The following is a 19,176-nucleotide window of genomic DNA, read 5'->3' on the forward strand; positions in this document are numbered from 1 at the left end:
GCGGTTTGCCTTGTTATCCGGCACCCGCCGCATGGATGCGCACCGAATGACCGTCTCCTGCCTGAGTGCAATTGACTAAAAATTTTTAGTCAATAAAAAATTTTGGAGAACGAGGATCCTTGACCCGATATGGCGGTAGCAGGTGGAAAAAACGGCACGGGCGGCGAGGGCGGCCTGAGGGACCGCAAGAAGCTGCGGCGCCGCGAGGATATTCTGAACGCCGCGCGGCTGCTGTTTGCCGAACGGGGAATCGATGGCACGACGATGGCCGAGATCGCGGCGGCCGTCCAAGTCTCGCCGCCGACGGTGTTCAACTATTTCGGCAACAAGGATGGCATCCTGATCGCCCTGATCACCGAAGGTACGCGCACGGCCCGGACCGTGCACCTGCAAAAGCCACCGCGCACCGACACCGATTTTGCCACCGTGCTGACGGGCATCTTCACCGATGTGTCCGGGCGCACGCTGGATATCGCGGGCAAGCGGGTCTGGCGCTATGCCGAGGCCGCGGCGATCCGCCATCCGGCCGCGCCGCTGGCCTGCGAATACCGCATCGTCGAAGACTCGCTGCACCTGTCCCTGACCGAGCGGCTGGCGCCCTACGACATGCGCCTGCGCTCCGGCGGACCCGCCGATCCGGCCCAGCTGGCGCAGGTGTTCTACGACGCCTGGAACCCCTGTTTCTTTGCCCTGATCTGCGATGACGGCTGCACGCTGGATCAGCACCGGGCCGATGTCGACGCCCGTTTCCGCCCGCTGGCCGGGATGATCTTTGAGCCCGGTTTCCTGCGCCAGCCCGTTCTCAAGCCCAACCCGGAGCCTTCATGACCAAAGCCGATATCCTGATCGAAAACGCCCGCGTCCTGACCATGGACCCGGCCAATCCCCGGGCCGACGCCCTGGCCATCGCCGGCGACCGCATCCTGGCCGTGGGTCCGCGCGATGCCGTGGCGCAGACCGCCGGGCCGGGCACGCGCCGGATCGACGCCGGCGGGGCGACGGTCATGCCGGGCATGGTCGAATCCCACCTGCATCTCTTTGCCGGGGCCTTTGGCCTGCGGCTGCTGCAGCTGGACGGGGTCCAGGGTCTGCCGGCCTTTCGCGACAAGCTGCAGGCCTATGCGGCGGCCAATCCCGACGAGGCCCTGCTGATCTGCAAGGCCACCGATTACAACCTCTTCGGTGACGGCGTGCAGACCACCCGCCAGATGCTGGACGCGGCGCTGGCCGACCGCCCGGTGATCTGCATCGCCCATGACCATCACACGGCCTGGGCCAATACGATCGCGCTGGACAAGGCCGGGCTGCTGCACGGCCGCGACATGCCCCCGGGCAACGAGGTTGTCATGGCCGATGACGGCACCGCCCTGGGCGAGCTGCGCGAACATGCCGCCTCGGACCCGGTAATGGCCCTGCGGTCGTCGGGCGGGCGTGAGACCCTGGGCATGGGCGGCCACGAGCCGGCCAGCCCGGTCACCGGGGCCGAGCGGGCCACCGATATCGAGGTGCTTCAGGACGGGCTCAAGCTTTGCGCGTCCTACGGGTTCACCGCGCTGCACAACATGGATGGCAACCGCTACCAGCTCGACCTGCTGTCCGAGATCGAGGCCGCCGGCGGGTTGCTCTGCCGCACCGAGATCCCCTTTCACCTGACCCCCGACAAGCCGGTGTCGTCGCTGGCCGAGGCCAGCCGAATGGCCGAGGATTTCTCCACCGACCGGCTGAAATCGAAGCGGGTCAAGATGTTCATGGACGGGGTGATCGACGGGGCCACCGCCGTGATGCTCGAGGATTACGCCGACCAGCCCGGCTGGCGCGGCGATGCGCTGCATTCGGCCGAACGGTTCCGCGAGGCCGCCGTCGAGGCCGACCGGCGCGGGTTGCAGATCTCGGTTCATGCCATCGGCGACGGGGCCGTGCGCCGGGTTCTGGACGGCTACCAGGCCGCGCGCGAGGCCAATGGCCCGCGCGACAGCCGCCACCGGATCGAACATGTCGAGCTGCTGCATCCCGACGACCTGCCCCGGTTCCGCGAGCTGGGCGTCGTGGCCTCGATGCAGCCGCCGCACCCGCCGGGGTCGCTGGACTTCCCGCTCGATCCCTGGGTCAGCCGGGTCGGCGAGGCGCGCTGGCCCTGGGGTTTCCCGGTCTCGGCGCTGCGGGCCGAGGGCGTGCCGATCTGTTTCGCCTCGGACTGGCCGGTGGCCGATATCGACCCGATGCGCGGGGTCCAGGCGGCGATGACGCGCAAGCCCTGGGGACCGAACGATCCCGACAACCGCTCGACCCTGCTGCAGGCCCTGCACGGCTATACCGCCGGCGGCGCCTATGCCGGCCATGACGATCACCGCTTTGGCCGCCTGGCGCCGGGCATGCTGGCCGATGTCGTGGTGATGGACCGCGATCTCGAAGCCCAGCCGGCCGAGACCATCGGCCAGGCCCGGGCCGCGATCACCTTCTGCGGCGGCGCCGTGACCTGGGAGGCCTGAGGCCGGAAGGGCACAGATTCGCTCGCCATCCCGGCCCCGCGCCGGATCTTTGCACGGCGGCCCGCCCCGACGGCGGGCCGCCGTTTGCGCTCACCCTGACGCAAGGGCAGGGCCAGACCGCCGGACACGTGGCCAGTCCCCCGCCGCCGCCGCGTTCAAAAAGGGTTAATTCTCATTGCCCTATGGCGGGGTCTGTAAATTTCCTTTCACTCACGCGTCCCTTTCCTGAAAGCAGTTTCACAAAACTTTCACGCCTTTTCATTTAGTTGGGCGCCCGTTTTCAGATCCGGTGTAACAATGACATTGGTGCAGCGGGACGGGCGCAATCCCCCCGCCGGCACGGAGGAGCACATGATTACCCACACCCGAACAGGGCGCGTGACACCCACGCGCAATGCACAGGAGAGGTCTGTCCAGCGGCAGGCCTGCACGTCCCGGATCCAGGCTTTCGGATCCGGCGGCGACCTGTCCGGGCCGCTGTCCCGCGCCTTCGTTGCCATCCGACACGACCCTGCCCCCGCCTTCGGGCGCGCCGCGGCAGGTTTCTGACAGGGCGGCCGGTTCCACCCCGGCCGCACCCGCAACAACGGACCGAGGGAGAGACAGATGTCCGACGAAAGCAATGCATATTGGCAGGCCAACCTGCGCCTCATCCTATGGAGCCTGGTCGTCTGGGCCGTGGTATCCTTTGGGTTCGGGATCATCCTGCGCCCGCTTCTGAAAGGCATCAGCGTCGGCGGAACCGACCTGGGCTTCTGGTTTGCCCAGCAGGGGTCGATCCTGGTCTTCCTCGGCCTGATCTTCTTCTACGCCTTCCGCATGAACAAGCTCGACCGCGAGCATGGCGTCGACGAGCAGTGAGGACTGAGACATGAGCCAATTCGTCATCAACCTGCTGTTCGTGGGCGCGTCCTTTGCGCTCTACATCGGCATCGCGATCTGGGCCCGGGCCGGATCGACCTCGGAATTCTATGCCGCCGGCCGGGGGGTTCACCCCGTCACCAACGGCATGGCCACCGCCGCCGACTGGATGTCGGCCGCATCGTTCATCTCGATGGCCGGGCTGATCGCCTTCACCGGCTATGACAATTCGACCTACCTGATGGGCTGGACGGGCGGCTACGTGCTGCTGGCCCTGCTGCTGGCGCCCTACCTGCGCAAGTTCGGCAAGTTCACCGTGTCGGAATTCATCGGCGACCGGTTCTACAGCCCGACCGCGCGCCTTGTCGCCGTGATCTGCCTGATCGTCGCCTCCGTCACCTACGTGATCGGCCAGATGACCGGCGTCGGCGTGGCCTTTGGCCGCTTCCTCGAAGTGTCCAACACCACCGGCCTGCTGATCGGCGCCTGTGTCGTGTTCGCCTATGCGGTGTTCGGCGGCATGAAAGGCGTGACCTATACCCAGGTGGCGCAATATGTCGTGCTGATCCTGGCCTACACGATCCCGGCGATCTTCATCTCGCTGCAGCTGACCGGCAACCCGATCCCGGCCCTGGGCCTCTTCGGCGATCACGCTGCCAGCGGCGAGCCGCTGCTTGAAAAGCTGGATGCCATCGTGACCGAGCTGGGCTTTGCCGAATACACGGCCCATCACGGCGACACGTTCAACATGGTGCTCTTCACCCTGTCGCTGATGATCGGCACCGCCGGCCTGCCGCATGTCATCATGCGCTTCTTCACCGTGCCCAAGGTGTCGGACGCCCGCTGGTCCGCCGGCTGGGCGCTGGTCTTCATCGCCCTGCTCTACCTGACGGCCCCGGCCGTGGGCGCCATGGCCCGGCTGAACATCACCGAGATGTTCTGGCCCAATGGCACCGATGGCGAGGCCGTGGCGGTCCAGACCATCGAGGAAGACCCCGAGTACAACTGGATGCTGACCTGGCAGAAAACCGGCCTGCTCGGCTGGGAAGACAAGAACGGCGACGGCAAGATCCAGTATTACAACGAAAATTCGGCGGACATGCAGGCCAAGGCCGCCGAGAACGGCTGGGTCGGCAACGAGCTGACGAACTTCAACCGCGACATCCTGGTGCTGGCCAACCCGGAAATCGCCAACCTGCCCGCATGGGTGATCGGCCTGGTGGCCGCCGGGGGCCTGGCCGCCGCGCTGTCGACCGCCGCCGGTCTGCTGCTGGCCATCTCGTCGGCCGTGTCCCACGACCTGATCAAGGGCGCGATCAACCCGGGCATCAGCGAAAAGGGCGAACTGCTCTCGGCGCGGATCGCCATGGCCGTGGCCATCGCCGTGGCCACCTACCTGGGCCTCAACCCGCCGGGCTTTGCCGCGCAGACCGTGGCCCTGGCCTTTGGCCTTGCCGCCGCCTCGATCTTCCCGGCGCTGATGATGGGCATCTTCTCGACGCGCATCAACAACTGGGGCGCCGTGTCGGGCATGCTGGCCGGGCTGGTCACCACGCTGGTCTACATCTTCCTGCACAAGGGCTGGTTCTTCATCCCCGACACCAACAGCTTCACCGATGCCGACCCGCTCCTCTTCACGGTCAAGTCGACATCGTTCGGCGCCATCGGTGCGGTGATCAACTTTGCGGTCGCCTATGCCGTGTCGGGCATGACCAAGGAGACCCCGCAGGAAATCGTCGAGCTGGTCGAAAGCGTCCGCGTGCCGCGTGGCGCGGGCTCGGCCCAGGCGCACTGATCCGGCGCACCGGATCCGGGCACTGTTGCTTCCCTTGCAGTGACCCAGCCACCGGAAGGGGCCCGCCGGCCCCTTCCACCCAACTCCCCCCTGCCGGACATTTCCGCCGGCATCGAGCAAGGGGGGCCTTTTTGGACCTTTGATCCGCCTGTTACCCTGCGACCCGGGCGCCGATCGGCACGCCCCGGGGCGCATCCCCCGCCCGCCGATGCCATGGACCCGACAGAGGCCAGACCACGTGACCGCCCAGACCGGCATAGAGGCGCTGCTGCGCCACCCGCCCTTCGACATGCTGCCCCAGGATCTTGGCCCGGACCTGGAAACGCGGGTCAGCCGGCGCAGGCTGGCCGGCGGAGAGCTGCTCTATGAAAAGGGCCAGCCGCTGGCCGGGGTGATGGTGATCGAGACCGGCGCGACCCAATCCGAAGCCGCCGGGGGCACCGTGGTCTCGCGCCGGGGGCCGGGCGACATGCTGGGCCAGCGGGGCATCCTGTCGGATGGCCGCGCCCGGGTGACCACCCGCGCGATCGAGCCGACGACGGTCTTTGTCATCCCGCCCGACATCTTCCGCAACCTCGTGCGCCACCATCCCAGCTTCGGGGCCTGGTTCGAACGGGGCACCACGGGCGATGACGGGCCCTATGCCACCGGGCTGACCGCCCTGAAGGTCGCCGACCTGATGTCGGCCACGCCGGTGACCTGCCTGCCCATGGCCACCGTGACCGAGGCCGCCCGGCTGATGCGCGACCGGCGGATCAACTCTGTGCTGGTGACCGACGGGGCCGACCTGACCGGCATCGTCACCGCCCGCGACCTGACCGGCAAGGTGCTGGCCGAAGGCCTGCCCGGCGACATTCCCGTGTCGCGCATCATGACGGCCAACCCGGTGACCATTCCGGCGTCGGCGCTGGGGCTGGATGCGCTGGTCATGCTGGCCGATCACGGCATCAGCCACCTGCCCGTGGCCGAGGACGGCGCCATCGTCGGCATGATCGGCAAGACCGACCTGTTCCGCCACCAGGCCGCCACGGCCAGCCACATGATCGCCGAGATCGTCGAAGCCTGCTCCCCCGAGGACATGGCCCGTGTCGTCGCCCGCACGCCCGAATTGCTGGGCCAGCTGGTCTCGGCCGGGGTCAGCCCCCAGGCCATCTGCCGGCGGATCACCGATGTCACCGATGCCGTCACCCGCCGCCTGCTGATCCTGGCCGAGCAACAGCTCGGTCCGCCGCCCGTGCCCTATCTCTGGGCCGCTTGCGGCAGCCAGGGACGGCGCGAACAGACCGGCGTGTCGGACCAGGACAATTGCCTGATCCTCGACGATGCCGCCACGCCCGGCGACGATGCCTGGTTCGCCGCCCTGGCGCGCTTTGTGTCGGACGGGCTGGCCACCTGCGGCTATGTCTATTGCCCGGGCGACATGATGGCCACGAACCCGCGCTGGCGGCAGCCACGCCGGGTCTGGCGCGCCTATTTCCGGGGCTGGATCGACCGGCCCGACCCCGAGGCCCAGATGCTGGCCTCGGTCATGTTCGACCTGCGCCCGATCGGCGGCACGCGCGAGCTGTTCGACGATCTCCAGGCCGAAACCCTGGCCGCCGCCCGGGCCAATTCGATCTTTGTCGCCCACATGGTGGCCAATTCGCTGAAACACACCCCGCCGATCTCGCTGTTCCGGGGCTTTGCCCTGATCCGCTCGGGCGAGCACAAGAACCAGGTCGATCTCAAGCATTCCGGCGTCGTGCCCGTCGTCGACCTGGGCCGGGTCTTTGCCCTGCGCGGCGCGCTCGACGTGGTCAATACGCGGGACCGGATCGAGGCCGCCGGCGCCGCGGGCGTGATGTCGGCCGCCGGACAGGCGGAACTGCTGGACGCCTACGACCTGATCGCCGACACTCGGCTGCGGCACCAGGCCGCCCGGATCCGCCTCGGCGAACCGCCCGACAATTTCATGGCACCCGGGCAGCTGTCGGATCTGGAACGAAACCACCTGCGCGACGCCTTCATGGTGGTCAAGACGATGCAATCGGCCGCGGGACACAACACGGGGATGCTCGGCTGATGATCATGGAACTGATGGCAACCTTCTGCGCGGGGATCGGCATGGCCGGGGCCACGCTGTTGCTCGGGCTGGTCTGGAAATCCATGCCGCGCTGGCTGATCCCCGCGGCCGGCGGGCTGGCCATGATCGGCTTTACCATCTGGTCGGAATATTCCTGGGGCGGGCGCACGATCGACGGCCTGCCCGAGGGCCTGCAGACCGTCGAGACCCGGGCCGATACCTATCCCTGGAAGCCCTGGACCTATGCCTTTCCCCAGACCACCCGGGTGCTGGCCGTCGACACGTCCAGCGTGCAGACCAATGCCGAGGCGCCGGGGGTGATGCTGGTCGATCTCTATCTCTTTGCCCGCTGGCGGGCCACGGCGACGATCCCGCAGCTGATCGATTGCACCGGCCATGCCCGGGCCGATGTCAGCGATGCCGCGCTTGGCGATCCGCAGACCGCGGCCTGGCACGAACTGGGCGCGGCCGATCCGCTGATCACGGCGGTCTGCGCCTGATGCCGGGGCGCCGGGCCGCGATGTGACGCGCGGCTCGGCACCCCCGAAGACCCGGCTGCCACCCGCCGGCCGGCCCGTCGACCGAAGCGCCTTGAGGAGGAGGGACGCGATGGACAGCAAGACGATCCTGCTGGTGGAGGACGAGAACAACATCGCCTTTGCCCTGGAATTCCTGATCGGGCGCATGGGCCATCACACCCTGCGCGTGGCCGATGGCGAGGCGGCGCTGGCCGCGCTGGACGACCAGCCGGTCGACATGGTCGTGCTGGATGTCATGCTGCCGCGCAAGTCGGGCTACGAGGTCTGCCAGCAGATCCGCGCCCGCGACGACCTGCGCGACGTCAAGGTCCTGATGATGACCGCCCGGGGCGGCGAGGTCGAACGGCGCAAGGGCATGGCCCTGGGGGCCGACGCGTTCATGATCAAGCCCTTCGCCAATACCGAGCTGACCGCCTGCATCGCCGAATTGCTGGGCCAGGATGCCCATGCATGACCGTGCCGGACTGCGGCTGCGCATCGCCGCCTTCTTCGCCGCCCTGGCCACGGGCGGCAGCGCCATCCTGGGCCTCGGCCTGTGGTTCGGGGCCAGCCGCTTTGGCACCGGCCCCGACGGCTATGTCATCGCGGGCATCGTCGGCGCCCTGGGCCTGGCCGGGCTGAGCGCCTGGATCGCCTTGCTCTTCGACGAGAATGTCGCCCGGCCGATCCTGGCCCTGGCCGCCGACCTGTCCACCCGGGCCGCCGCCGACATCGGCGGCCGGCGCATCGAAGAGGCCCCGGCCCGCTATCTGGGCGCCCTGGCCCCGGCAGCCAATGCCATCAACACCGCCCTGGCCGAGGCCCGCTCGGCCCAGGCCCGGGCCGTGGCCGCCGAAACCGCCCGGCTGCAACGCGAGAAACACCTGTTCGAAACGCTGGTGCGCGACCTGGCCGAAGGGGTCATCGTCACCACGCCCGACAACCGGGTGATGCTGTTCAACCGCGCCGCCCGCGACCTGCTCGACGGGCTGGGCCTGGATCGCAGCCTGTCCGCCCTGTTCCGCCACGAACCGCTGCAACAGGCCCTGGACCGGCTGGCCCTGCGCCGGGCCCGGGGGGAAACCGGGCCCGAGACCTTCCTCGCGGCCAGTGCCTGTGGCGACCGGTTCCTGCTGGGCCGGATCGCCCCGATCCACGCCGCCCAGGCCACCGAAGGCCATGTCATCATCCTACGCGATGCCACCGCCGAACTGCAGGCCCATGCCCGGCGCGACGCCCTGTTCAACGCCCTGATGGAAGGCGTCCGCCGGCCGGCCTCGGCCATGGGCGCGGCGCTGGAAGTGCTGCAGGGCGTGCCCGATCTGGATGCCGACACCCGGGCCGGGCTGACCGCCGCCCAGGCCGAGGAGCTGGACCGGCTTTATGCCTGCCTGCGCGACATCGAAGGCCGCTACGAAACCCTGGCCGCCGGAGCCTGGCCTATGGTCGACCTGGCCGCCTCCGACCTGTTGGACGCCCTGCGCGCCCGGTCCGGCCGCGACCTTGCCGGCGAGACCGGCCAGGTCTGGCTGCGCTGCGATCCCTTTGCCGTGGCCGCCCTGCTGGGCAACCTGCTCGACCGGCTGGCCGATGATCCCGCCCGCCGGGGCTTTGCCCTGCTGGCCGCGCTGGACGGCCAGGATGCCCGGCTGACCCTGCACTGGCAGGGCCCCGCCCTGCTGGACGGCCCGTTGCAGGACTGGCTGGCCGAGCCCCTGTCCGACGGCTATGGCCGCACCACCGGGCGCGATGCCCTGGTCGCCCATGGCACCGACATCTGGGCCACCGGCCCGGGCGAGCCTCCGGGCCTGGTGCTGCACCTGCCCGCGGCCATCCCGGTGTCGGGCCGGCCACCCGCGCCCTGGTCGGATTTCTACGATTTCGACCTGCCCGAGGCCGCGCCCGCCGGCGATGACCAGGCCGCTCTGGGGGCGATGCGCCTCGACCGGCTGAGCTTTGTCGTCTTTGACACCGAAACCACCGGCCTGTCGCCCCGCGACGGCGACCGCATCGTGCAGATCGCCGGGGTGCGCATCGTCAACGGCAAGGTCCGCGGGGCCGAGACCTTTGACATGCTGGTCGATCCCGAACGCCCGATCCCCGCGTCCTCGACCCTGGTGCATCGCATCACCGACGACATGGTCGCCGGCGCGGCGGGCATCGCCACCGCCGGCCAGCGCTTTCATGCCTTCTGCGAAGGGGCCGTGCTGGTCGCCCATAACGCGCCCTTCGACATGGCCTTTCTCAGGAACGCCGAGACCCGTATCGGCCTCCGCTTCGACATGCCCGTGCTCTGCACCGTGCTGCTCTCGGCCGCCCTGTTCGACCCTTCCGCCGATCTCAGCCTCGACGGGCTGACCGAGCGGCTGGGCATTCCGATCCCGCCCGAAGAGCGCCACACGGCGATCGGCGATGCCATGGCCACTGCCCGGGTGCTGGTGCACCTGATCGGCCTGCTGGAGAGCGCGGGCATCACCACGCTGGACCAGGCGATGGAGGCCAGCGCCCGCCAGACCCGCCAGCGCCGGGCGCAGAATTACTAGGCGAGAATCTGGGGAAAATTGTCAGGAAATAGGGTGATATATCACCGATTCGTCTCTCCGCCCCTGACGCCGCTTCGCGACACATCGAAAAATTGCGATATGGCGGTTTCAGGCGCATTATACCTGTCACCGGAATAAAGTTAAGGAATGCAACGGGCTACACAATGTCGTGCCGCGACACGCCGCGAGCGGCCGCGATCACGGGCCGTAAAAGATTTGACAGGCGCCGTGAAGCTGCTCATCAATCAGGAATAATCAGTTCGTTACGTTGCGTCACATTCGCTTGCCAGAAGGACGAAGCCATGCGTCACAACCAGTCGAACGGACCGAAGCGGATCGCCGGGCGTGCTCCCGGAAAACGGGCACGGCCCTTCGGCGGGCCGGTCTGTATCGCGCTGGTCGGCCAGGGGCTGGCACAACACTCGCTGGCCGTTCTGCATGCCGTCGAGGCCCAGGCCCTGGGCTTTGATCTGCAGATCGATCATCTCGACCCCGAAGCCATGGTCCGCGCCCGGCCCTCGCTGGCCCAGATGCTGGACATGCTGGAAATCGCCGGGTTTGCCGGGGCCAATATCGCATCGCCCTACAAGCGCGCGGCGCTGGCCCACGTGGACGAGCTGTCGCCCTCGGCCCGGGCCACCGGGGCGGTGACGACAATCCTGTTCCGCGACGGGGTGCGGCTGGGCCACAACACCACGGCCTGGGCCTTTCGCGAAAGCCTGCGCCGGTCGCTGGGCCAGCGGGCGCCGGGCGATGTGCTGGTGCTGGGCGCCGGGCCGTCCGGGGCCGCCGCCGCCCATGCGCTGCGCGACCTGGGCACCGGGCGGCTGCTGATCCATGATCCGGTACCCGACCGGGCCGAGGCGCTGGCGCTGGATTGCAACGGCATCGTGGCCGACGATCCGGCCCGGGTGGCCGAACAGGTGCATGGCATCGTCAATGCCTGCCCGGTCGGCGGACCGAAGCGGCCGGGCCTGCCCATCGCGGCCGGGGCGCTGCTGGATGACCACTGGGTGGCCGACATGCTGGAAGACCCGTTCGACACCGCGCTGCTGCAGGCTGCCCGGGACCGGGGCAGCATGGTGATCAGCGGCGTCGGCCTGGCCGTCTTCCGGCTGATGCGCGACTTTCACCTGATGACCGGCATGGCCCCCGATGTCCGCCGCCTGCGCGGCCAGGTCGAAGAGCGCCGGCGGGCGGGATAGGCGGGCCGCACCGGCCCGGGCCGATACCGGGCCGATACCCGCCGCATTTCCCCGCCGGGCGAAACAGGGTAAGCCGGGGCCGAACAGGGCCGGCCGGCGCCACCGGTGCCACCACCGGCCCCTGGCAATTACCAACGCGGGGGAACATCCGACCATGACCTTGACCGTCTACCTGTCCGGCGAGATCCACACCGACTGGCGCGAGCAGATCGTGGCCGGGGCCGAAGGGCTCGACGTGGCCTTTTCCGGCCCGGTCACCGACCACGCGGCCAGCGACGATTGCGGCGTGGCGATCCTGGGCGAAGAGCCCGACAAGTTCTGGCACGACCACAAGGGCGCGATGGTCAACGCCATCCGCACGCGCAAGGGCATCGCCGATGCCGACGTTGTCGTCGTGCGCTTTGGCGACCAGTACAAGCAATGGAACGCGGCGTTCGACGCGGGATATGCCTCGGCCCTCGGCAAGTCGCTGATCATCCTGCATGGCCCGGCGCATGCCCATGCGCTGAAGGAAGTCGATGCCGCCGCCCTGGCCGTGGCCCAGGAGCCCGCGCAGGTCGTCGACATCCTGCGCTATGTCCTGACCGGCACCCTGCCCGGCTGAACCGGCGGGGCGGGCCCACCCCGCCCCATCGCCACCCGGTTGCCCGCCGGGGCCACGTGGCCCGATCGCTCGGCCCCCGACGGCGCATGGTGCACTGTCCGCGCCGCCCCCTTGCCCGTCGGCTCGCATCCGCCCAAGCAGTACCCACCGCATCGGCATGCGCCCCATGGCCCCGTTCAGACGGCTCGCATCGGCCCAAGCGGCGCCCACCGCAGGGGTGGTCGACCCATGGCCTCCTGCAAATGGCCCGCATCGGCGCATGGGGCAATGTCGGCATCAGCCTGCCCGGACATGTGACACGCCGGGCCCACGACAGATCGCCCGCATTAGTCCGCCGCCGTATCACCTGGCCCCGGATCACCCCGCCCGCACCCCGCACTGCCACGCTATCCGTCGTCTGGCGTGTCCCCGGCGCACCACACCTCCCCCGATCCGCTGCCGCCCCGTCGCCCGGCTTGCGGGCCATCCGTCTCACGCTATCTGGGCAGCGCGGCCCCCGGCGCCGCCCCGGCAAATGTGTCGGGGCCGACAATGATTGCGCATCCAGGCGCGACATGGTGTCTTCGGGGCAGGAAAAAGAACAATCGAGGACAGTGCATCATGGAACTCATGGACAACGTCGAGGCATATACGCCGCTTCTTCTCAACGCGATCAAGGCGCTGGTCGTCCTGATCCTGGGCTGGATCCTGGCCGGCGCGCTCAGCAGTTCCGTGCGCAAGCGCCTGGCCAAGACCCCGCGCATCGACCAGACCCTGGCCGGCTTCTTCGCCAGCCTGGTCAAGTGGGGCATCCTGCTGATGGTCTTCATCGCGGTTCTGGGCATCTTCGGCATCCAGGCCACCAGCCTCGTCGCCGTGCTGGGTGCCGCCTCGCTGGCAATCGGCCTGGCCCTGCAGGGCACGCTGAGCGACCTGGCCGCGGGGGTCATGCTGATCCTCTTCCGGCCCTACAAGCTGGGCCAGTATGTCGACATCGGCGGGACCTCGGGCACCGTGGCCGACCTGAACCTCTTCATGACCGAGCTGGTCACGCCCGACAACGTCCAGATCGTGCTGCCCAACGGCAAGGCCTGGGGCGCGATCATCACCAATTACTCGCACCACACCACCCGGCGCTGCGACCTGACCTTCGGCATCGATTACGACGATGATGCCGACAAGGCCATGCAGCTGATCCTGGACCTGGCCAAGGCCGATGCCCGGGTCTTTGACGATCCGGCGCCCTGGATCCGCGTGACCAACCTGGGCGACAGCTCGGTCGATATCTCGACCCGCCTGTGGTGCAAGGCCTCGGATTACTGGGATCTCAAGTTCCACCTGACCAAGACCGTCAAGGAAGCCTTTGACGCCAACGGCATCTCGATCCCCTATCCCCATGCGGTCGAGATCGTGAAGAACGGCTGATCGCCGTGTCCGCCCCACCCGCCCCGCGTCGCGGGCGGCGGGCGGGACGCAACGCAGATGCATCCGGGCGCGCCAGCTTGCGGCGCGCGCCCGGGTCACCCCCTCAGCCGCGCAGGGCCAGCGCCGGCGAGATCACGTCGATGCCCAGGGCCTTGCCCACGGCGTAATAGGTCAGCTGGCCAGCATGGACATTCAGCCCGGCCAGCAGGTGCGGATCGTCTTCGCAGGCCTGGCGCCAGCCCTTGTCGGCCAGGGCCAGGACAAAGGGCAGGGTGGCATTGCCCAGCCCGATGGTCGAGGTCCGGGCCACCGCTCCGGGCATGTTGGCCACGCAGTAATGCACGATGCCGTCCACCTCGTAGATCGGATCCTGGTGCGTCGTGGCCTTCGAGGTCTCGAAACAGCCGCCCTGGTCGATGGCCACGTCGACCACCGCCGCCCCGGGCTTCATGTCCTTCAGCTGGGCCCGGCTGACCAGCTTGGGCGCCGCCGCCCCGGGGATCAGCACCGCGCCGATCACCAGGTCGGCCTCGGCCACCAGGTCGGCCGTGTTGCCCGAGCTGGCATAACGCGTGGCAAAGACCCCGCCGAAGACGTCATCGAGATAGCGCATCCGGGGCAGCGAACGGTCCAGCACCGTGACCTCTGCGCCCATGCCTGCGGCCACCCGGGCCGCATGGGTGCCCACCACCCCGCCACCGATAACAGCCACCTTGGCCGGGCCGACGCCCGGGATGCCGCCCATCAGCACGCCGCGCCCGCCGTTGACCTTCTGCAGGCACCAGGCCCCGACCTGGGGCGCCAGCCGGCCGGCCACCTCGGACATCGGCGCCAGCAGGGGCAGCCCGCCGCCGGCATCGGTCACGGTTTCATAGGCAATCGCCGTGCAGCCCGAGGCCAGCAGGTCGCGGGTCTGGGCCGGATCGGGCGCCAGGTGCAGGTAGGTGAACAGCACCTGGCCCTCGCGCAGGCGGGCGCGTTCCTCGGGCTGGGGCTCCTTGACCTTGACGATCATCTCGGCCGCCGCAAAGAGCTCTGCGGCCGTGTCCACGATCCGCGCCCCGGCAGCCCGGTAATCGCCATCGCCAAAGCCCGCCCCGGCCCCCGCGGCGCTTTCGATCAGCACCTCGTGGCCCCGGGCCACCGCCTCGCGCACCGCGTTCGGGGTCAGCCCGACGCGGAATTCCTGCGCCTTGATCTCTTTCGGACAACCGATCTTCATGCCATCTCCTCCCGAAGCCATCTGCCGGATGATGCACCCATCTTGCCCCATCCGCCCCGCAATCGGCGTGTTTTCCCCCTCGCGGCCGGAATGGCTTTTCGAATAATCTTGTGCGATACGCGCCCGAGACAGGAGATTCCCGCGCATATGAGCCTCGACACGATTGACCGACGTATCCTTGCCGCATTGCAGCGCAAGGGCCGCATTTCCAACGCCGACCTGTCGGCCCAGGTGAATCTGTCGCCCTCGGCCTGTCACCGGCGGGTGCAGCGGCTGGAAACCGAAGGCTACATCCGGGGCTACGTGGCCATGCTGGACGCGCGCAAGCTGGGCGTGCCGACCACGGTGTTCGTCGAGATCAAGCTGCAGGGCCAGACCGACGAGGTGCTTGATGCCTTTGAAAAGGCCGTGGCGCGGATACCCGATGTGCTGGAATGCCACCTGATGGCCGGGGCGGCCGATTACATCCTGAAGGTCGTTGCCGAGGATACCGAAGATTTCGCCCGCATCCACCGCCAGCACCTGGCCCGCCTGCCCGGAGTCGTGCAGATGCAGAGCTCCTTTGCCCTGCGCACGGTGTTCAAGACCACGGCCCTGCCCGTCTGATCACCGGCGCGCGTCTCCCTTAATCCAGCCGACCCGGCGCACCCGCTGCACATCCGTCCCCCGGCCTGCGCTCTCTGGCACGGGTCTCCACCTCTGACGCCCCGGACAACTACTTCCGGCCCTACCCGGCGCAGATCGCAACTTCCCCACACGCCCTGCAACCGGCTCCGACTTGGGCCGCTCAACACCTCACGGCCCCGACCCGCTGCATTCCCCTCCCAGTGCAAACCACGATTTCCTCTCTCGTACGTGCAACCGGCCCCGACCCTCGCCGCGCCTATCCCCCGCAGCCAACCTGCGCAGAGACCACACACCGCGCTTCCCCTGTCCGCACGCCCCGGCCATACTGGCCCGCGGGAGGACATCACCATGACCGACACCATCCTGATCACCGGGGGCAACGGCAACCTGGGCCGGCTGGTGGCCAGCCGCCTCGAAGCCCAGGGCAGCCGGGTCGTCAGCTTTGACCTGCCCGGCAGCGACGGGCCGCATAGCGCCGCCCGCGCCCGGGTCGTGACCGGCGACATCCGCGACGCTGACCTGCTGCGGGCGACCCTGCTGGCCGAGACGCCGGACGCCGTCATCCACCTGGCCTCGCTGCTTTCGGGCAGTTCCGAGGCCGATCCAAAGGCCGCCTGGGAGATCAATGCCACGGCCTCGGTCACCCTGATGCAGATGGCCCGCGAATTGGTGCCCGGGCCCTTTGTCTTCTCCTCCAGCGTGGCGACCTACGGGCCGGGCCTGCCCTCGCCGCTGGCCGTCGATGCGCCGCAATGGCCCGAAACGATCTATGGCGCGACCAAGGTGGCCGTCGAGCGGATGGGCCATTACCTGCGCCGGGTGCACGGGTTCGATTTCCGCTGCCTGCGCTTTCCCATGGTCCTGTCACCCTTTGCCCCACCGGCGGCGCTGACGGCCTATCCCAGCCATGCCTTTCGGGCGGCGGTCGCGGGCCGGGCCTTTACCTTTCCGGTGACCGAGGCCACGGGCATGTCCAACCTGTTCCTCGACGACGTGGTCGATGCCATCGTCCAGATCACCCGGGCCGACGGGTCGCGGCTGATCACCCCGGGCTACAACCTGCATGGCTACAGCCTGACCGCCGGAGAGATCGCCGCCGAGCTGGCCGCCCGGGTCCAGGGGTTTTCCTGCGATTTCCGGCCCGATCCGGCGGTGATGGGCTTTGTCGGCGGCGGGCCGGACGAGATGGACAGCACACCGGCCCGGGCCGAATGGGACTGGCGGCCGCGGTTCGATTTCGCGGCCAGCGCCGAGGCCCTGCTGGACCGGCTGGCTGCCGAGGCGGCGGCGGGCGGGGCGGCGGGGTAAACCCCGCCCTACGCCGCACCGCAGCCTGTTGCCGGGATTGGCCGATCGGGCTGGGTCGCTGTGGCGTATCATGGGGCTGGCCACGGTGCCTGGCCGTTCTGACGTGCTGATTGCCACAACCACGGCCCCTGTGCCCCGCGCCCGATGCGCCGCGCTTTTCCCAGCCCATCAGACCACGCGCCGCCCCCCTTCACGGCCCCTGCCCTTCAGTCCAGATTGCGCGCCCCTTAGGTCCAGACTAATCTCCCCCCGGGCAGCGCCGGGCCGCGTAGGGCGGGGTTTACCCCGCTGCCTGCCGCCCTATCGACCGCCACCGCCCCGGGACCCCCATGGCCATTTCCGTCGACACCTTCTTCCTGGCCCCCGACGCCCCGGGCACGCTGCAGGCCCAGATCCAGCAGATGGTCGCCGAAGGCATCCTGTCGGGCCGGTTCCACAAGGGCGAAAAGCTGCCCTCCTCCCGCGCCCTGGCCCGCCACCTGGGCGTGTCGCGCATCACCGTCACGCTGGCCTATACCGAATTGCTGGCCAACGATTACCTCTCCTCGCGCGGGCGGTCGGGCTATTTCGTCTCGGACAATGCCCCGGTGCCCCCGTCCTTCAGCCCCGCCCCCCGGCGCAGCGACACCGTCGACTGGCCCGCCACCCTGGCCCGGCGCTTCACCGGCGGCGACACGCCCGAAAAGCCCCGCGACTGGCAGACCTACCGCTATCCCTTCATCTACGGCCAGACCGACCCCACCCTGTTCGACCACGCCAACTGGCGGCTCTGCGCCATGCAGGCCCTGGGCCAGAAGGATTTCACCGCCCTCACCACCGATTACTACGATGCCGACGACCCGCTGCTGATCGAATTCATCGCCCGCCACACCCTGCCCCGCCGGGGCATCACCGCCCGGCCCCAGGAAATCCTGATCACCCTGGGCGCCCAGAACGCCCTGTGGCTGGCCGCCCAGCTGCTGCTGACCCGCGACCGCCGGGCGGCGATCGAAGACCCCTGTTACCATGCCCAGCGGGATATCCTGGTCCAGACCGGCTGCGCCCTGTCGCCCCTGCGCGTCGATGCCGACGGCCTGCCGCCCGAAACCATCCCCCCGGGCACCGACGTGGTGTTCACCACGCCCAGCCACCAGTCGCCGACCACCTCGACCATGCCCATGGACCGCCGCCGCGCCCTGCTCGACCGCGCCCGCGAGATCGGCGCCCTGATCGTCGAGGACGATTACGAATTCGAAATGGCCTTCCTGCGCGCGCCCTCCCCGGCCCTGAAATCGCTCGATGAGGAGGGCCGGGTGATCTATGTCGGCAGCTTTTCCAAGTCGCTCTTCCCCGGGCTGCGGCTGGGCTACCTGGTCGGCTCCGAGCCCTTCATCCGCGAGGCCCGTGCCCTGCGCGCCTCGGTCCTGCGCCACCCGCCGGGCCATATCCAGCGCACCGCCGCCTATTTCCTGTCGCTGGGCCATTACGATGCCCAGATCCGGCGCATGGCCACGGCGCTGAACGACCGGCGCAAGGTCGTCGAAGAGGCGCTGACCCGGCATGGCATCGACGTGGCCGGGCGCGGGGTGTTCGGCGGGTCGTCCTTCTGGATGCAGGCCCCGCCGGGCACCGACACGGCCGTTCTGGCCCGCGACTTGCGGGCCGACAGCGTGCTGATCGAGCCGGGCGCGCCGTTCTTCCACGCCGCCCGCCGGCCGCGCAATTTCTACCGGCTGGCCTATTCCTCGATCCCCGCCGCGCGCATTCCCGAAGGCATCGCGCGGATCGCCGCCCGGCTGGAGGCCGGCCCGCAAGAATAGGCGGCCGCGGGGGGCATGCCGCAAGCTCAGGCTGGCGGCAGGACGCCGGCCCACAAGCTGAGGCACCGGCTGGGCACCTGCCCGCAGGCAGAGGGTCGGCTGAGCGCTTGCCGAAGGCAGGGCAGGGCAAGGCAAGGCAAGGCAAGGCAAGGCAAGGCAAGGCAAGGCAAGGCAAGGCAAGGCAAGGCAAGGCAAGGCAAGGCAAGGCAAGGCAAGGCAAGGCAAAAACACCCGCAAGGCGCGGTCAAGCAGCCGTCTCCCCGCACGATCCCCCCTGCCACCCAGGCCGGGCGCCCGTAGGGCCGCAGGAACATCGCCCCGGGGCCGCGCGTTGACCCGTTAGCGAAACCAAGAGGTGACATCATGGCTTTCGAACAGCACTGGAAAACCGAACGCAGCTTCTGGCTCGACGGTCCCGATTTCCACGCCAACCACCTGGCCGAGGCCGCCTGCATGGTCTTTCCGGCTCCGGTCGGCATCCTGAGCGGCTCGGCCATCACCGAGGCCCTGACCCAGGCCCCGCGCTGGACCGACGTCGATTTCGAGGCCACCTGCGAAACGGTATCGAAGGACACGGTTGTCCTGGCCTACAAGGCCATCGGCCAGCGCCCCGACGCGCCCGGCCCGGCCTATGCAGCCTATTGCGCCAGCACCTATGTGCGCGAGGGCGACGCCTGGAAATTGCTGGCCCACCAGCAGAGCCCGGCCTGATCCTCCCCGCTGGCCCCCGGCCTGATCC

At 68.9% G+C, this 19,176-nt stretch carries 16 protein-coding genes; 15 read left to right on the forward strand and 1 reads right to left on the reverse strand.

What is annotated here, in order from left to right:
* The first annotated feature begins 129 nt into the window (after positions 1-129).
* From ACK3BB_RS01240 to ACK3BB_RS01290, 11 genes are all read left to right on the forward strand, one after another.
* A complete protein-coding gene (locus ACK3BB_RS01240; protein WP_428926910.1) occupies positions 130-828 on the forward strand; it encodes a TetR/AcrR family transcriptional regulator in 699 nt (232 codons plus the stop codon).
* On the forward strand, positions 825-2,489 hold the full coding sequence (locus ACK3BB_RS01245; RefSeq protein WP_428926911.1) for an amidohydrolase: 1,665 nt from the start codon (positions 825-827) through the stop codon (positions 2,487-2,489). Before ACK3BB_RS01240 ends, ACK3BB_RS01245 begins: the two co-directional genes overlap by 4 nt.
* Positions 2,490-3,095: 606 nt before the next feature.
* Positions 3,096-3,350: a DUF4212 domain-containing protein gene (locus ACK3BB_RS01250; RefSeq protein ID WP_428926912.1), complete on the forward strand. Its 255-nt coding sequence runs from the start codon at positions 3,096-3,098 to the stop codon at positions 3,348-3,350.
* Positions 3,351-3,360: 10 nt separating this feature from the next.
* Entirely contained in the window at positions 3,361-5,145 is a 1,785-nt protein-coding gene (locus tag ACK3BB_RS01255) for a sodium:solute symporter family protein (protein WP_428926913.1), read from the forward strand.
* Between the two features lie 289 nt (positions 5,146-5,434).
* The gene (locus ACK3BB_RS01260; RefSeq protein WP_428928800.1) at positions 5,435-7,207 is read left to right on the forward strand and encodes a DUF294 nucleotidyltransferase-like domain-containing protein; all 1,773 of its coding nucleotides are present in this window, start codon (positions 5,435-5,437) and stop codon (positions 7,205-7,207) included.
* On the forward strand, positions 7,207-7,707 hold the full coding sequence (locus ACK3BB_RS01265) for a hypothetical protein (RefSeq protein WP_428926914.1): 501 nt from the start codon (positions 7,207-7,209) through the stop codon (positions 7,705-7,707). Before ACK3BB_RS01260 ends, ACK3BB_RS01265 begins: the two co-directional genes overlap by 1 nt.
* A 109-nt stretch (positions 7,708-7,816) precedes the next feature.
* On the forward strand, positions 7,817-8,200 hold the full coding sequence (locus ACK3BB_RS01270; protein ID WP_428926915.1) for a response regulator transcription factor: 384 nt from the start codon (positions 7,817-7,819) through the stop codon (positions 8,198-8,200).
* On the forward strand, positions 8,193-10,268 hold the full coding sequence (locus ACK3BB_RS01275) for an exonuclease domain-containing protein (protein WP_428926916.1): 2,076 nt from the start codon (positions 8,193-8,195) through the stop codon (positions 10,266-10,268). Before ACK3BB_RS01270 ends, ACK3BB_RS01275 begins: the two co-directional genes overlap by 8 nt.
* Before the next feature lie 302 nt (positions 10,269-10,570).
* Positions 10,571-11,473, forward strand: coding sequence for a shikimate dehydrogenase (locus ACK3BB_RS01280; RefSeq protein ID WP_428926917.1), 903 nt, complete (start codon positions 10,571-10,573; stop codon positions 11,471-11,473).
* 154 nt (positions 11,474-11,627) lie between these two features.
* Positions 11,628-12,077 (forward strand): YtoQ family protein, encoded by a 450-nt coding sequence (locus tag ACK3BB_RS01285; RefSeq protein ID WP_428926918.1) that lies wholly within the window; start codon positions 11,628-11,630, stop codon positions 12,075-12,077.
* Positions 12,078-12,677: 600 nt separating this feature from the next.
* Positions 12,678-13,481, forward strand: a complete 804-nt coding sequence (locus ACK3BB_RS01290; protein ID WP_428926919.1) for a mechanosensitive ion channel family protein — start codon at positions 12,678-12,680, stop codon at positions 13,479-13,481.
* 103 nt (positions 13,482-13,584) lie between these two features.
* Here the strand turns inward: ACK3BB_RS01290 and ald are convergent, their stop codons facing one another.
* Positions 13,585-14,703: an alanine dehydrogenase gene (gene ald, locus ACK3BB_RS01295; protein ID WP_428926920.1), complete on the reverse strand. Its 1,119-nt coding sequence runs from the start codon at positions 14,701-14,703 to the stop codon at positions 13,585-13,587.
* 147 nt (positions 14,704-14,850) lie between these two features.
* Here ald and ACK3BB_RS01300 point away from each other — a divergent pair, with 147 nt between their 5' ends.
* From ACK3BB_RS01300 to ACK3BB_RS01315, 4 genes are all read left to right on the forward strand, one after another.
* Positions 14,851-15,309, forward strand: coding sequence for an Lrp/AsnC family transcriptional regulator (locus tag ACK3BB_RS01300; RefSeq protein ID WP_428926921.1), 459 nt, complete (start codon positions 14,851-14,853; stop codon positions 15,307-15,309).
* A gap of 369 nt (positions 15,310-15,678) precedes the next feature.
* Positions 15,679-16,638, forward strand: coding sequence for an NAD-dependent epimerase/dehydratase family protein (locus ACK3BB_RS01305; protein WP_428926922.1), 960 nt, complete (start codon positions 15,679-15,681; stop codon positions 16,636-16,638).
* A 329-nt stretch (positions 16,639-16,967) separates the two neighbouring features.
* Positions 16,968-18,437 (forward strand): PLP-dependent aminotransferase family protein, encoded by a 1,470-nt coding sequence (locus tag ACK3BB_RS01310; protein WP_428926923.1) that lies wholly within the window; start codon positions 16,968-16,970, stop codon positions 18,435-18,437.
* A gap of 363 nt (positions 18,438-18,800) precedes the next feature.
* Entirely contained in the window at positions 18,801-19,148 is a 348-nt protein-coding gene (locus ACK3BB_RS01315) for a DUF4440 domain-containing protein (protein WP_428926924.1), read from the forward strand.
* The last annotated feature ends 28 nt before the right edge of the window (positions 19,149-19,176 follow it).

Origin of the sequence: Marinibacterium sp. SX1 (assembly GCF_050389775.1) — a bacterium.
Lineage (GTDB): Bacteria > Pseudomonadota > Alphaproteobacteria > Rhodobacterales > Rhodobacteraceae > Marinibacterium.

Bases quoted from the DNA above. Each gene is read 5' to 3' on its own strand.
- ACK3BB_RS01255 (WP_428926913.1), top strand. From the start codon at position 3,361: ATGAGCCAATTCGTCATCAACCTGCTGTTCGTGGGCGCGTCCTTTGCG.
- ald (WP_428926920.1), bottom strand. From the start codon at position 14,703: ATGAAGATCGGTTGTCCGAAAGAGATCAAGGCGCAGGAATTCCGCGTC.
- ACK3BB_RS01240 (WP_428926910.1), top strand. From the start codon at position 130: ATGGCGGTAGCAGGTGGAAAAAACGGCACGGGCGGCGAGGGCGGCCTG.
- ACK3BB_RS01250 (WP_428926912.1), top strand. From the start codon at position 3,096: ATGTCCGACGAAAGCAATGCATATTGGCAGGCCAACCTGCGCCTCATC.
- ACK3BB_RS01275 (WP_428926916.1), top strand. From the start codon at position 8,193: ATGCATGACCGTGCCGGACTGCGGCTGCGCATCGCCGCCTTCTTCGCC.
- ACK3BB_RS01260 (WP_428928800.1), top strand. From the start codon at position 5,435: ATGCTGCCCCAGGATCTTGGCCCGGACCTGGAAACGCGGGTCAGCCGG.
- ACK3BB_RS01305 (WP_428926922.1), top strand. From the start codon at position 15,679: ATGACCGACACCATCCTGATCACCGGGGGCAACGGCAACCTGGGCCGG.
- ACK3BB_RS01300 (WP_428926921.1), top strand. From the start codon at position 14,851: ATGAGCCTCGACACGATTGACCGACGTATCCTTGCCGCATTGCAGCGC.
- ACK3BB_RS01315 (WP_428926924.1), top strand. From the start codon at position 18,801: ATGGCTTTCGAACAGCACTGGAAAACCGAACGCAGCTTCTGGCTCGAC.
- ACK3BB_RS01280 (WP_428926917.1), top strand. From the start codon at position 10,571: ATGCGTCACAACCAGTCGAACGGACCGAAGCGGATCGCCGGGCGTGCT.
- ACK3BB_RS01290 (WP_428926919.1), top strand. From the start codon at position 12,678: ATGGAACTCATGGACAACGTCGAGGCATATACGCCGCTTCTTCTCAAC.
- ACK3BB_RS01285 (WP_428926918.1), top strand. From the start codon at position 11,628: ATGACCTTGACCGTCTACCTGTCCGGCGAGATCCACACCGACTGGCGC.
- ACK3BB_RS01270 (WP_428926915.1), top strand. From the start codon at position 7,817: ATGGACAGCAAGACGATCCTGCTGGTGGAGGACGAGAACAACATCGCC.
- ACK3BB_RS01310 (WP_428926923.1), top strand. From the start codon at position 16,968: ATGGCCATTTCCGTCGACACCTTCTTCCTGGCCCCCGACGCCCCGGGC.
- ACK3BB_RS01265 (WP_428926914.1), top strand. From the start codon at position 7,207: ATGATCATGGAACTGATGGCAACCTTCTGCGCGGGGATCGGCATGGCC.
- ACK3BB_RS01245 (WP_428926911.1), top strand. From the start codon at position 825: ATGACCAAAGCCGATATCCTGATCGAAAACGCCCGCGTCCTGACCATG.